The 12,158-nt window shown below is 59.2% G+C and carries 11 protein-coding genes and 1 pseudogene; 2 read left to right on the forward strand and 10 right to left on the reverse strand.

The annotated features are described in order from the left end of the window. Nucleotides 1-41 precede the first annotated feature (41 nt). The 10 genes from FDW81_RS14745 to FDW81_RS14790 form a co-directional block, all read right to left on the reverse strand. Nucleotides 42-812 carry a cysteine hydrolase family protein gene (locus tag FDW81_RS14745; protein ID WP_138134967.1) on the reverse strand — a complete coding sequence of 257 codons (771 nt, stop codon included), beginning with the start codon at nucleotides 810-812 and terminating at the stop codon, nucleotides 42-44. 50 nt (nucleotides 813-862) lie between these two features. After that, on the reverse strand, nucleotides 863-1,594 hold the full coding sequence (locus FDW81_RS14750) for a gluconate 2-dehydrogenase subunit 3 family protein (protein ID WP_138134968.1): 732 nt from the start codon (nucleotides 1,592-1,594) through the stop codon (nucleotides 863-865). A gap of 15 nt (nucleotides 1,595-1,609) precedes the next feature. Further along, the gene (locus FDW81_RS14755; protein ID WP_138134969.1) at nucleotides 1,610-3,292 is read right to left on the reverse strand and encodes a GMC oxidoreductase; all 1,683 of its coding nucleotides are present in this window, start codon (nucleotides 3,290-3,292) and stop codon (nucleotides 1,610-1,612) included. 102 nt (nucleotides 3,293-3,394) lie between these two features. Beyond that, on the reverse strand, nucleotides 3,395-4,567 hold the full coding sequence (locus tag FDW81_RS14760; RefSeq protein ID WP_138134970.1) for a sugar ABC transporter substrate-binding protein: 1,173 nt from the start codon (nucleotides 4,565-4,567) through the stop codon (nucleotides 3,395-3,397). A gap of 67 nt (nucleotides 4,568-4,634) precedes the next feature. Further along, nucleotides 4,635-5,678 (reverse strand): ABC transporter permease, encoded by a 1,044-nt coding sequence (locus FDW81_RS14765; RefSeq protein ID WP_138134971.1) that lies wholly within the window; start codon nucleotides 5,676-5,678, stop codon nucleotides 4,635-4,637. Between the two features lie 3 nt (nucleotides 5,679-5,681). Beyond that, on the reverse strand, nucleotides 5,682-6,731 hold the full coding sequence (locus tag FDW81_RS14770) for an ABC transporter permease (RefSeq protein WP_138134972.1): 1,050 nt from the start codon (nucleotides 6,729-6,731) through the stop codon (nucleotides 5,682-5,684). Next, entirely contained in the window at nucleotides 6,728-8,317 is a 1,590-nt protein-coding gene (locus FDW81_RS14775) for a sugar ABC transporter ATP-binding protein (RefSeq protein ID WP_171027231.1), read from the reverse strand. The genes FDW81_RS14770 and FDW81_RS14775 overlap by 4 nt, the downstream gene beginning before the upstream one ends. A 385-nt stretch (nucleotides 8,318-8,702) precedes the next feature. After that, nucleotides 8,703-9,032, reverse strand: a complete 330-nt coding sequence (locus FDW81_RS18765; protein WP_138134974.1) for a hypothetical protein — start codon at nucleotides 9,030-9,032, stop codon at nucleotides 8,703-8,705. Continuing rightward, nucleotides 9,029-9,328 carry a hypothetical protein gene (locus FDW81_RS14785; RefSeq protein WP_255467120.1) on the reverse strand — a complete coding sequence of 100 codons (300 nt, stop codon included), beginning with the start codon at nucleotides 9,326-9,328 and terminating at the stop codon, nucleotides 9,029-9,031. Before FDW81_RS14785 ends, FDW81_RS18765 begins: the two co-directional genes overlap by 4 nt. Before the next feature lie 15 nt (nucleotides 9,329-9,343). Next, nucleotides 9,344-10,378 carry an ROK family protein gene (locus FDW81_RS14790; protein WP_240720313.1) on the reverse strand — a complete coding sequence of 345 codons (1,035 nt, stop codon included), beginning with the start codon at nucleotides 10,376-10,378 and terminating at the stop codon, nucleotides 9,344-9,346. 395 nt (nucleotides 10,379-10,773) lie between these two features. Here FDW81_RS14790 and FDW81_RS14795 point away from each other — a divergent pair, with 395 nt between their 5' ends. Beyond that, nucleotides 10,774-11,841, forward strand: a complete 1,068-nt coding sequence (locus FDW81_RS14795) for a Gfo/Idh/MocA family oxidoreductase (RefSeq protein WP_138134977.1) — start codon at nucleotides 10,774-10,776, stop codon at nucleotides 11,839-11,841. Between the two features lie 109 nt (nucleotides 11,842-11,950). Beyond that, a pseudogene (locus FDW81_RS14800) lies at nucleotides 11,951-12,158 on the forward strand (xylose isomerase); the annotation flags it as partial.

Consider the following 12,158-nt stretch of genomic DNA (forward strand, 5'->3'; position numbering starts at 1 on the left):
ACCTGCGTCCATGGTCTGACGCAGGTGACTCCGGTGGTGGTCTAGCGTGCGGCGCTGGTCAGCTGTTCGCCCGACTTTGTCTGGGCTGCGGAAGAGCGCTCAACCAGGGCGGCGAATTCGTCGCTGGACATCACATCGGCGTACTGGGCCTGGATGTTACGGAGGGATTCCCAATACTGGCCGTACCCTTCAGGGGTTTCCTTGTCGAATTCAGGGTTGCGGCCGTGGGTGTTGAGTGGGATGGCCGTGCCGCTGTCCGCGACAACGATCACCTTGTAGCCCCTGTCGAAACCGTCACGAGCGGTGGTGGGCACGCAGTTGGCGGTGGAGGATCCAACGATGACCAGGTACTCGGCGCGATCCTGCATGAGATATTCGTTGAAGGCGGTTCCGTAGAAGCTGCTGTTGCGGTGCTTTTGGAACACGGGTTCGCCCTTCTGGGGTTCAAACCCCTCCACCAAAGCGCCGTTCCATGTTCCGTGGTTGAAGGGTGAGTTCGGTTCCCGCCATGAAGGGTATTTCAGGCCCCAAATGCCGATGTCTGCTCCTTCCGGATGCATGCCCCAGAGGGACCAGATGACCTTCATGCCCTTTTCCCGGGCGAGCTCAATCAGCCTCTTGGCCGGGCCGAGGGATTCAGCGCCGGAGGGAGCACCGCCGACGCTTTCAATGTAGTCCGCGCCATTGGGATCCAGGCAGAGGTTCTGGATGTCCAGGGCGTGAACGACGGTCTTGCTCAGATCAATGGTGTCCGGAATGAAGCTGTTGGACCGGTCGACGTACTTGTTCAGCTTGTCTTCAAAGGCGGTCATTGTCTTTTCCTCTCAGTGTGTTTTTTGGTGCTGCGAATAGGGATGCTGGCCTATGCATCGCCAGGGCTTCCGGCGGTTTCTGATTCCTGGCCATGCTTGAAACCAGGTACGAGGTCTTCCCAGTCGTACTCCTGAACAAAGAACTCGGCGGTGCTGTAGGTTCCGTCCATGGTGTCTTTGAGGGATTTGGGACCGACGAAACCAACCATTTTCCACCCCATCTGGTCCTTGTTTCCGCCATAAACCGGATCTGCGTAGAACCCTTGGCGGACATGGAGGCAGAGTGTGTCGAAGAAGCTCTTGTCTTCGTCCGTATTCCCCTGAAGGCGGGAGTAGTACACCTCCCGCGAGGTCAGTGAGACGGGAACGGGTTTCGACAAGCCGCTCACCTGCTCGAGAACCTGGTCCTGGACCTGTTCCGATGCCTCGGCGAAGGATGGTGCACGCAATTCCCGTGCCTTACGGTCGAGTTCGCGGACCCCCTCCCGGTACAGGCGCTGCATGTTCGCGTTGCGGGCCCGGGCGGCGTGGGCGTCCTTGCCCGACAGTTGAAGGAACCCGCTGCCGTCGGCAGCAGCGTAGAGGTAGTCGATGCCGGAGAGATACCTGTCGATGAAGACAATAACGCGGGCTTCCCTGGCCCCCGGATCATGGTCCGTAGGCATAATCCTTGCCGCTGCCGCTTCAACGGTGTCCCACTCGTGGTCGGTAAAGAACAGCTTTTCAGTTGAATCCGGATCGATACGGATAGGGGCGATTTCCCAGTCAGCTTTTGAAACCATTGTGGGCTCCTCCTTCTAGGATTTCTTGATGGGGGGCAGGGCGAGCCGTTCGCTGCGGCCCTTCATGTAGGTGTTGGCGATGTAGTCTGCGCACCGCCAGGAGTGGGCCATGATGGTAAGGGTCGGATTTACGCCCATAGCAGTAGGGAATCCGGCACCGTCCACAACGAACAGGTTTTCCACCGAGTGGGCTTGGCCCCATTCATTGAGCACCGATTTGGCCGGATCGGTGCCCATCCTGACCGTGCTTTGCTGGTGACATGCGTTGCCGGTGAACTCATCCCCGAGGTAGACAGGGGTGGTCTTGGTTGCTCCGGCGGCCTGAAGGATCTCTACGTTCTTGTCGATCTGCCATTTGCTCATTGCAATGTCATTAGCGTGCGGCTTGTTGGTGATGCGGGCTACCGGCATCCCCCAGGCATCCTTGACGTTGGGGTCAAGATCCACGCGGTTCGTTTCCTGGGGCATGTCCTGGAGGATGAACCCGATCTTCATGGAGTAATTGAAGTAGTCTCGGTCGGCGTCCTTCATCGCCTGCCCCCAGACGGGACGTCCTGGAAGAATGGCGTTGATTGCTTGACCGATTTGGGTGGTGGCGATTATTCCGCCGCCGATGTGTCCGCGGTTTTCATCTGTTTCATAGAAGTGCGTGGAACCGCCGCTCTGGTAGTTTCCTGTCCATCCGTTCAGCGGGTCCTCGATGTCCTTATCGAAGAGGCCAACGGCGAAGATGTATTCGTGGAAGGTCGCGTTTTTTCCCACGAGTCCCGAGTCGTTGGCCAAGCCATCGGGGAACCTGTTGGATGAGGACAGCAACATCAACCGTGCCGATTCGATGGCGCCGAGCGACAGGACTACGACTCGCGCTTCCTGCTCGATTTCGACCCCGTCCGGGTCGATGTAGATGACACCGGTCGCCTTTCCGTCCCTGCCCACCTTCACTTCCTTGACGTAGCTGTCGGCGCGGACCTCAAAGTTGCCGGTGGAAAGTGCCTCCGGGATATAGGTGGTGGCGACGCTGGACCGGGTTAGGGTGGGGTCCCCGTATTGGTTCCAGAAGCTTGTGCGGTTCACCGCGGGCCGACCCAGGGCGTTGTCTTCGGTCAGGTGTGACATTGGTAGCGGGAACGAGTTGATCCCCAACTTATTTGATCCCTCATAGAATTTCTTGCCAAATTGGGTCGGCGGCAGGGGACCGCTCGGGTAGGGCTTGCTTCGGAAACCTTCACCCCGGTCGGCGCCGGCCAGTCCGGAGATTCCGTAGCTCCATTCAACTTTGGTCAGGTACGGTTCCAGGTGCTCGTACCGGTAGGGCCAGTCGGCAAGGCTGGCTCCTTCAAGATCGCCGTGCAGGGAATGGAAGATGAAGTCCGACACCCGCGGGCGGGGCATCCATCCGGCCATGTGGCTGGTTCCGCCACCGACGTTGGAGGGGACCGGGGAGAAGTTGAAGATCCGGGCTTCTGAGTTCTCGTCACTTCGCACTGTGCGCGGCATCAGATTAACGTCGGGCCACAGGTAGCTGCGGTTCTGAAATTTCAGTTCGTCGCCCGAGTAGTGTTCTTCGGGCCTCAGCCAGGGGCCTTTGTCGAATCCCACAACCTTGTAGCCGGCTTCGCTGAGCACTTTGGCTGCGGGGCCGCCACCTGCGCCGAGCCCTACGATTACTGCGTCTACCGGGTCCATTTTTCGCTTCATCGCAGGAACCTTTCTGCTATGTGTTCGACATGTGTTTTCGGACTGGGATGGTTTCCCGGTCCGGATTCAACTGCACCCGGGCCGGGAGTGTGCGGTGCTGCGTCAGTACTTGCCGGGTCCGTTGAGGACGTTTTGGAGTACGCCCTGGTGCCAGTCGACGTTGGACTTGTCAACAACACCGGTGGGGATGCGGATGAACTGGTTGACTTCCTGGTTCAGGAATTCGTGCGCGAAAAGTGCATCGATCATCTCAGTGCCCATTTCGGCGCTGTTGACGTCCACCGTGGCGGTGAGTTTGCCTGCCTTGATGGAGTCCATGCCGGATACCAGGCCGTCGGCGCCGATGGTGATGATGCCGGATTGGCCGTCCCAGTGCTTGAGGCCGCGGGCATCGATAGCCTGGGATGCGCCAAGTGCCATGTCCTCGTTTTCCCCGTAAATTGCCTTAACATCAGGGAACTTGGTCAGAAGGTCCTGGGCCGCGGTGAGGCCTTTGTCCCGGACATAGCCGCCGTCGGCTTCTCCAACAATCGTCATTCCGGGGTATTCGGCGATGGCTTTCTTGAAGCCCTGTTGGCGGAGTTTGGTCCAGTCAGACCCTGACGGGCCCATAATCTGGATGATGGAGCCTTGTCCTTTGAGCTGCTCCGCAATGTACTTTCCAGCGAGGTAACCGGACTGCCAGCGGTCGTCATAGCCGATGTTGGAGACGGTTGCGAGTCCACCGGTCGGGTCTTCTGCCTGGGAGGGATTGGCGAGTTCTTCTGTGGAGTTGAACTGGTAGAAATCGATGCCCTGGTCGGAGCCCTGCTTGTACAGTGTCTGCATTGTTGAGGCGTTAGCTGCCGAACAGACAAATACCGCGTCGAATTGGCGGGCTATGTATCCCTGGACAATGCCCAGGGTTTCGGTGCCGGAGTGGGCGTCGTTCAGGGCGCCCTGGCGCTCCCACGTCCATTTGACTCCGAAGCGGTCCTCGTATTCTTTCATCCTGTTATGGGCGGCCTTTTCGACCTGGGTGTAGAACTCGGAGAGGATGGGAGGGGCAAAACCGACTTTGACTTCCCGGCCGTTGACGATCTTCCTAACGGCTTCATCCGGAAGGTAATCGGTCCCGCCGCCGCTTGAGCCGGCGTTGGTTCCTCCTGCAGGAGCGTTCACGGTGGTGCAGCCGCTAAGGAGGAGACCTGCCGCTGTCGCGGTCGCTGCCAGGGCGAGGCGGGCCTTCCTGTAGCTGCGGCGGCCCGCGGTCACGGGGGCTGTGTTTGAGCTCATTGTTGTGTCTTCTTTCGCTTGTGATGTGTCTTGCCCTTGCCAAACTGTCGTCTGGCGGTGGTGGGTCCTAGGCGGGGATTCCTTCCAGGACCAGGGCCCTGCGCTGTCGGACGATGCCGCTGACGATCGCGCTGATGCGGTTAGCCAGAACGGCGAGGATCAGGATCGCGCCGATGACAATCTTTTGATAGCTCGACGGGACGCCGACAAGATTGATCAGGTTGACGGTCGCCGCCAGGGTAATGGCACCGAGGATGGCTCCAAGGATCCTTCCCCGCCCGCCGGAGAGTGCTGCCCCGCCGATTACTGCCGCGGCAATCGCTTGAATCTCGTAACCGTTTCCCAGATCGGCGGGGACGTTGGTGTTCCGGCCGGCCATGATAATGCCGGCAACAGCAGCGCTGAGTCCGCTGACGATGTAGGCCTGCGTCCTGATCCGGTCGACGCGGATGCCCGACTGCATCGCACCGGTTTTGCTGCTTCCGACCGCGAAGAAATATGTTCCAAGCCGGGTGGAGCCAAGAACCCCGCCCAGTACGAGTGCGACCAGAAGGGCGATAATCATCGGCAAGGTCAGCGAAGCCAGCAGGGGGGTGAGGCCGCCGATGACATAGAACTCGGGCACCATGTAGCCGATGATTGGGACGCCTTTGGTCCAGATGTACAGGATGCCGCTGGCGAAACCGAGCATGGCCAAAGTGGCAATGAAGTCCGGCAGGCCGAGCCGGGTGATCAGCAGCCCGTTGCCAATTCCGACCAGCGCTCCGGTTGCCAGGGCGGCAATGAGTGCTGCGAAGAGCGGTAGCCCGAACTTCATGCTGGTGGCCGCAACGCCGGCGCACAGCGCCATGGTGGTTCCGATGGAGAGATCGATTCCCCCGGAAATCAGGACTACCGTCATGCCCATGGCAAGGATCATGACCACGAGGCTGGTGTTGAGCAGATTGTAGAGATTCGATGGCTCAAGGAACACTGGCAGAGTGAAGGCGGATACGAGGCAAATGAGGATGAGCAGTGCCAACACTCCGAGAGTGGGGTCCACCAGTAGCCTGGCACCGACGCGATCCACCAGGGAGTTCTTTTTGGGTGCTGTCGCTGCGGTCGTTGACATTGCTCAGTCCTGCTTTCCTGTGCGAAGCAAATGGGCTTCCTGACTCGTATCAGGCGGAGGCGGCGCCGAACCTGTCCTGCGGCGCTTCCTTATGCCGCTGAGTGCAAGCTGCTGGATACGGCGGTCGAAGACGACGCCTGCGACGATGCACAGCCCGGTGACGATGCTGAAGTACACGGGGTCCACGCCATTGAGGCGGAGGCCTTGCTGGAGTGTGGCAAGCATGAGCCCGCCGGCTACGGCAGCCCAAACGGAACCACGGCCGCCGGCGAGGCTTACTCCGCCGAGAACGGCACCTGCGATGGCAATAAATTCGTACCCGCTGCCCAGGAATGCCTGGACCGAACCCAGCCGGGATGCCAGCAGGACGCCGGCGGCACCGGCAAGCACTCCAGACAGCACGAAGGTTCCAAGCCGTACCCGCTCCACGTTCACTCCGGCGACGTTCGCTGCTGAAGGCGCGATGCCGATTGCAAAAATTCGGCGCCCAAAGACGGTCTTGACGAGGAAGAACTGCATGAGCACGAAAATGATGGCTGCAATCCAAAAGGCGCTGGGAATGCCGAACACGTTGCCGTAGACGATGTCAGAGAAGCCAGGCGTGGTCACGCCCTGCAAGGGCACCTGTTCAGTCAGGACAATCAGTAGCCCCCCGGCGATATTCAGCGTGGCAAGGGTGACGATGAAGTCATTGATACCGAACCGGGTGATCATTAGCCCGTTGAAGAGTCCAAAGACCAGCCCGGTGCCAACACCTGTCAGGACTGCAACCAAGGTCGGTGCCCCGTTTACCAACGTCCACATTGTTGTTCCAGCGCTAAGGCCAGCAACGGTTCCGACTGAAAGGTCAATGCCTCCAGCCACGATGACGATAGCCACGCCGACAGTGAGCAGGAGGATGGGGATGGCGTTGTTGATGTAGTCTCGGACACTTCCCGGCGTGAGGAAAACAGGGGACATGATCTGAAAGATGATGACGACGATAACCAGCGCGATGGCGATGGGGACGCCGTTGACTGAAAGGATGCGTGAGGCGGTCCTTTGGAAGTTCATGACTCGGTCCTGCCTGCGGAGATTGCAAGGATTCGGTTTTTGACGGCTTCGAATTGCCCCGAAAGGAGGGCGTGGGGGATGTTGTCAACTGAGCCGACCAGCCGGCCCTTTTTCATGACGACGACCCTGTGGCTCAACTCGAGAAGTTCGGCCAGTTCTGACGCGATGACGATGGCTGCACCGCCTTTGGCGGTGAATTCCCGGATCAGGTTATGGACTTCGACTTTGGCCGAGACGTCTATTCCTTGTGTGGGTTCATCGAAGATGAGCAGGTCGGGGTTAGTGTTCAGGCATCGGGCCACGATTGCTTTTTGCTGGTTGCCGCCGCTGAGGTTTCTGATCTTCTCCTTTACGTCGGAGGTCTTGATGCCCAGGCGGCGGCGGTAGGTTTCTGCCTGGTTTGTTTCGTCCTTGTTCTTGAGCACAAAGCCGAATTGCGAAACTTGGTCAAGGCTGGAAATGGAGATGTTTTCCGCCACTGAGAGTTCAGGCAGTATCCCCAGTTGCTTCCGGTCTTCGGGCAACATGGCGAGTCCCTTTTGGTATGCGGTGCTGGAATCCCTGAACCTGACTTGCTTGCCTTTCAGGTGCACTGTTCCGCTGCTGATCTTGTCGATGCCCATGATGGCGCGGGCGAGTTCCGTCCTGCCTGCACCAGCAAGGCCGGATATACCCAGGATCTCGCCTTTGCGTACGGTGAGGGAGATGTCCCGCAGGACAAAGCTCCGGTTTACGTTGTTGAGCCGGAGGACCTCGTCGCCGGTTTCGTCGTCCGTTTCCGACAGCGCTGGTGGATTGGTCGTAGCCCCGAATTCTCCGGCGGCGATTCCGAACATCAGGCCCAGCAGGTCATCAACAGTGGTATCTGCGACGCCGACAGTACCCACGCGGCGTCCGTCCCGGAACACGGTGGCCGTGTCTGCCAGGCCATAAAGTTCCTCAAGGTGGTGGGTAACCCAGATCAGGGAAACCCCCTTTTCGCGCAGCCGGCGCATGTGTTCAAAGAGGTTGAGGCGTTCTTCTTCCTCCAGCCCTGATGTGGGCTCATCAAGAATGAGCAGCCTTGTGTCGAAAGCCAGGGCCTTGACGATCTCAACCACCCGCTTCTTCAGCGCTCCGAACTCCCCCACGGGCAATCGGAGGTCTTCCTGGGAGAGGCCGAATTCGGCTGCAAGTGTCCGGACGCGTTCCTCCATGTGGCGGCGGTCCAGCTTCACCTTCAAACCCAGGAACCTGGAGTTCACCTCGCGGCCAAGAAAGATGTTGTCCAAAGTGGTCAGTGCCGGAACCAGAGAGAGCTCCTGATGAATGGTGTTGATTCCCCGTGCCAGCGCATCACTGGGGCGCTGAAGCTCGAGCGGTTGATCCTCGAAAGTGATGGTGCCGGCGTCCGGGGTGGTCAGGCCGGACAGGATATTGATCAGCGTTGATTTACCTGCCCCATTGCCACCCAGCAGAGCATGGATTTCCGCCGGGCGCACATGGAGCCCCACTCCGTCCAGTGCAGTCACGCCTTCGTAGTGCTTGCTGACTCCTTCAGCGTTGAGCAGGAAACCATCACCATTGGGGGTTGGGTGTTGTGTCACGCGTGAGCTCCTTCTCATCCTTGAAAACAGAGTTGTTGCGATTCCCCCAAGAGTGATGCAAGTCACTTGCAACCAATATAGCCGGGTCTAACAACAAAAAGCAATGACCACTTCCGTTACCCCAAGGTGGGTCTGTGCTGTGGCTCCAGGCTCTCAAGCATGGGGAAAGGCCCTGATAATCCGGGTGACTCCGGCAGTTACAGGGCTTGAATGAGTTCTACTGCAGACAGGTCGAGCGGTGCTTAGGCGAGTCGGAGTCTCACTGGAACGGCAGCAGTAGGGTTTAAGTTGCGAGTAACGACGATTCAGCCGTGTAGGCCGGGCGCCTTACTGCTGGAGCTGCAGAAGCGGTAGCTGGTTGAGGCACCCCGTGATCGGGGTTGAATCAGCGGATGCGGAACCGGTAGCAGCTGGTATGCAGGTACTCGCCCCCTGGCATCAGGACGATAGAGGGGAATCCGGGAAGAGACGTTGAGTCCGGAATCCGTTGGGGCTCGAGACATAGAGCCTGGCCTGCAGCGATCAGGCTGTCATTGCGCCCGTGCAGGTTCGGCAGACGGTTTGCGCTGTAGACCTGTAGCGAAGTCTCGGTCGTAAGCAGCTCCATGCTGCGACCAGATTCAGCGTCGTACAGGGCGGAGTTCGCAACGGGGGCGACCGCGCCGGTGGATATGAGGTCCGCATCTGTAACTAGTACTGACGACGCATTGATCATGAGTGGTGCTCGATAACACCGTGCAGGTGGTGCTTCCCCTCGTTGCGGCCCAATTGAAAATCCAGCCCTGGGGACAGAAACCTTCCGTCCTTGATTCGGCCGGCAACCCGTCCAATGGTTGCCCCAAGATACAAGTTGGGATGCTGCTTATAGGAGGACGCTGCGTCGAAGCCCAGAACGACGTTGTCCTGTGTTCCGCTTCTATCAGGCACCTGGAGCTCGATGAGCCGGGCGCCGTAGCTGCTAACGGTCATGGAAATGCCGTTGTTGTTCTGAACAGTGAACTCACGGGGAATCCAATTGGTGTTCCTTTAGCTGGAGCTCTCCAGGGAACGGCCGGCCTCTATCGTTGCTAGGCCTGCAGGGTCGGCGAGGATTGCGGCGAAGGCCAGCTCAGCTGCACCCACCATGAGGATGTTTGCCCCCAATTCGGGCCGACAGATGTGTACATCGCTCCAGGATGCAGGGAGGGCCTCCTGTGCCACGACTTTGTGAAGCCGCTCCGGGTTAAGTGCGTAGAGTGATCCGAGGAAGCCTCCGAGCACGACCAGACGGGGGTTAAGGACGTTTATCGCGCCACCGAGCGCCACTCCGAGAAAATCCAGCTGTCGGTTGGCCTCAGATCGCACCGCAAGGGACGATGAGGCCAGTAAAGCTTGCTCAAATTCGTTAACGTCTGCTGAAGCCAGGCCCAACACTTCGAGCAGCCGCTCCCGCTTGACCTCCGACTCCAAGGTCCCGCGTGAGCCCGCGCTATCCGGGTGGCCGTTGCTGCGCACGCGCATATGTCCTAGCTCGCCTGCGTAACCACTCGTTCCCCCAAGCGCTACACCGCCTGAAATAACTCCGCCACCGACACCGCTGGCTCCGCCATTTAGGTAAACCATGTCTTGAACACCGCGACCGGCGCCGAAAGTGCGCTCAGCAAGCGCACCAAGGCTGGCGTCATTCGCGGCCGAGGTGGGATACCCTGTCGCTCCTGCCAGCATCTCGGTGACAGGTTCATCCTTCCAGCCCAAGTGGGGCGCAAGCCGGACGATCCCGTCGCGTTGTGACACCAAGCCGGGAACGGCGACTCCAATGCCGGCAATTCGTGTATCTTCCTGAAGCGCTCCCTGTATGCCCGCAATAATGGCCGCAGCGATGTTTACTGCCTCCTTCGCCGTGGGTGGACCTTCGGTGGGGTATCGGATCCGGTTCTGGACTCTTCCGCCCATGCCCACAACCCCGACAGTAACGGCGTCCAGTTCGGGATTAACGGCGACTGCTATGGTGCCGGAATTGGAGCGGACAACGGAGCTTGGCCGCCCCACCTGCGTTGTGGCCTCCGCAGCGGATTCGATCACCAATCCCAGTTGGCATAGTTCACCCACCAGGGCGGCGACGGTGGAGCGGTTGAGCCCCGTTCTGCGGGTTATCGTGGTCCGGGGAAGGCTCCCGGCGTGATGCACCATGGTAAGGATGGTGGACAGGTTGTGTTGTCGAACGCTATCCAGATTGTTGCCCGTTCTTGAACCGGTTGGGCTGGTCCCTGGTTCGCTCCGAAAAGGTACCTTCGTCGTTGGCAGAACGTCAGCCGATGATGGTCGCGACGATTTTTCCATGGAACAACGTCCTTTCCGGCATGCACCAAAGCCCGCCTTCAGGAGACTTCACCACGGCCTCCGGCGACCCGGTCGAGGCACAGCACGTATATGTGGTTTGCTTGAACAAATTATTGCCGGGGGCGTATCCTGCCTCTATGACTTCCATCACGACCTCAGCCCCCGAACGTCCAATCAGGACCGCGGTCATCGGATATGGTCTTGCAGGGAAAGTATTTCACTGCCCGTTCATCGAAGCCAGCCCCGATTTCTCCCTCGATTACATAGCGACAAATGATCCCGAACGGCGCACTCAGGCCCGAGCAGAGCACCCCAACGCGCAAATTGTTGCTGACTCCAACGAACTTGCAAGCAAAGCGGACCAGCTGGATTTGGTAGTTCTTGCCAGTCCTCCTGGCGTCCACTTGGAGCAGGGCCTTTCCTTCTTGGGCAGGGGAGTGGCACTAGTGGTGGACAAGCCATTTGCAGCCTCTGTCGCGGAGGCTGAAAAGCTGATCCAGCGTGCCCAGGAGGTGGGCAAGGCGCTTTGCGTCTTTCAGAACCGGCGGTGGGACGGGGATTTCCTGACGGTGAAAAAACTGCTCGACTCTGGCGAGCTTGGGGACGTATATCAATTCGAATCAAGCTTCGAGCACTGGGCACCTAAGGCGAACTCCAGATGGCAAGATCTGACACCTGCATCCTTGGGCGGAGGGGTCACGTTTGATCTGGGAAGCCACTTGATCGATCAGGCACTCATGCTATTCGGGCCCATTGCCGACCTCCGGTCCGACCTGCGCACGATCCGGGAGGGCGGGGGTAATGACGATGCTAGTTTCGTGGAACTGCATCACCAATCCGGAGTCCGATCCAGGCTCTGGATGAGCAGGATTGGAGCACTGCCGGGGCCGAGGTTCCGTGTCTTGGGGACAAAGGCCGCCTATGTCTCCTACGGGCTTGACGGTCAGGAGCCTGCCTTGGCGTCGGGGATGCTACCCACTGACGAAAGATACGGAACTGCGCCGGAGGAGACTTGGGGAATGCTGGGAGTTTCTGCTGCCGGGCATCCGGCGCCATCCCGAATCCCAACTGAACGCGGCAACTACCCAGCGTTCTATGAAGGCGTTGCCGCGGCCCTTCGAGGCTCCGGAGCCGTCCCTGTTCCCCCCGAAGACGCTCTAGAGGTTCTGAGAATACTCGAAAACATCCGCAACAGCACCTACTAACTCCGAGTGTCTGCCTCAGCTTGTCCCTGGTCGATGCAAACGCTTAAGGACGCGCATTCGAGCCGAAGAAAATATACATCAACCTATCCAGCCCAAAGAGGTGCCAACGATGACTGTAAACCCCACTCCCGCTGATAAATTCACTTTTGGTCTGTGGACCGTTGGCTGGACGGGCGCCGACCCGTTCGGTGTCGCCACCCGTGCGGCGCTGGATCCGGTTGAGGCCGTACACCGGCTCAGCGAACTCGGCGCGTACGGCATCACCTTCCACGACAACGACCTGATCCCCTTCGAAGCCACCGCCTCGGAACGTGACG

The sequence above is a fragment of the Pseudarthrobacter sp. NamB4 genome (assembly GCF_005796185.1).
Lineage (GTDB): Bacteria > Actinomycetota > Actinomycetes > Actinomycetales > Micrococcaceae > Arthrobacter.

What these genes read in the sequence shown, in the direction of transcription:
- FDW81_RS14745 (WP_138134967.1), bottom strand. Translation starts at nt 812, where the DNA reads ATGACCGCCTTTGAAGACAAGCTGAACAAGTACGTCGACCGGTCCAAC.
- FDW81_RS14750 (WP_138134968.1), bottom strand. Translation starts at nt 1,594, where the DNA reads ATGGTTTCAAAAGCTGACTGGGAAATCGCCCCTATCCGTATCGATCCG.
- FDW81_RS14755 (WP_138134969.1), bottom strand. Translation starts at nt 3,292, where the DNA reads ATGAAGCGAAAAATGGACCCGGTAGACGCAGTAATCGTAGGGCTCGGC.
- FDW81_RS14760 (WP_138134970.1), bottom strand. Translation starts at nt 4,567, where the DNA reads ATGAGCTCAAACACAGCCCCCGTGACCGCGGGCCGCCGCAGCTACAGG.
- FDW81_RS14765 (WP_138134971.1), bottom strand. Translation starts at nt 5,678, where the DNA reads ATGTCAACGACCGCAGCGACAGCACCCAAAAAGAACTCCCTGGTGGAT.
- FDW81_RS14770 (WP_138134972.1), bottom strand. Translation starts at nt 6,731, where the DNA reads ATGAACTTCCAAAGGACCGCCTCACGCATCCTTTCAGTCAACGGCGTC.
- FDW81_RS18765 (WP_138134974.1), bottom strand. Translation starts at nt 9,032, where the DNA reads ATGATCAATGCGTCGTCAGTACTAGTTACAGATGCGGACCTCATATCC.
- FDW81_RS14795 (WP_138134977.1), top strand. Translation starts at nt 10,774, where the DNA reads ATGACTTCCATCACGACCTCAGCCCCCGAACGTCCAATCAGGACCGCG.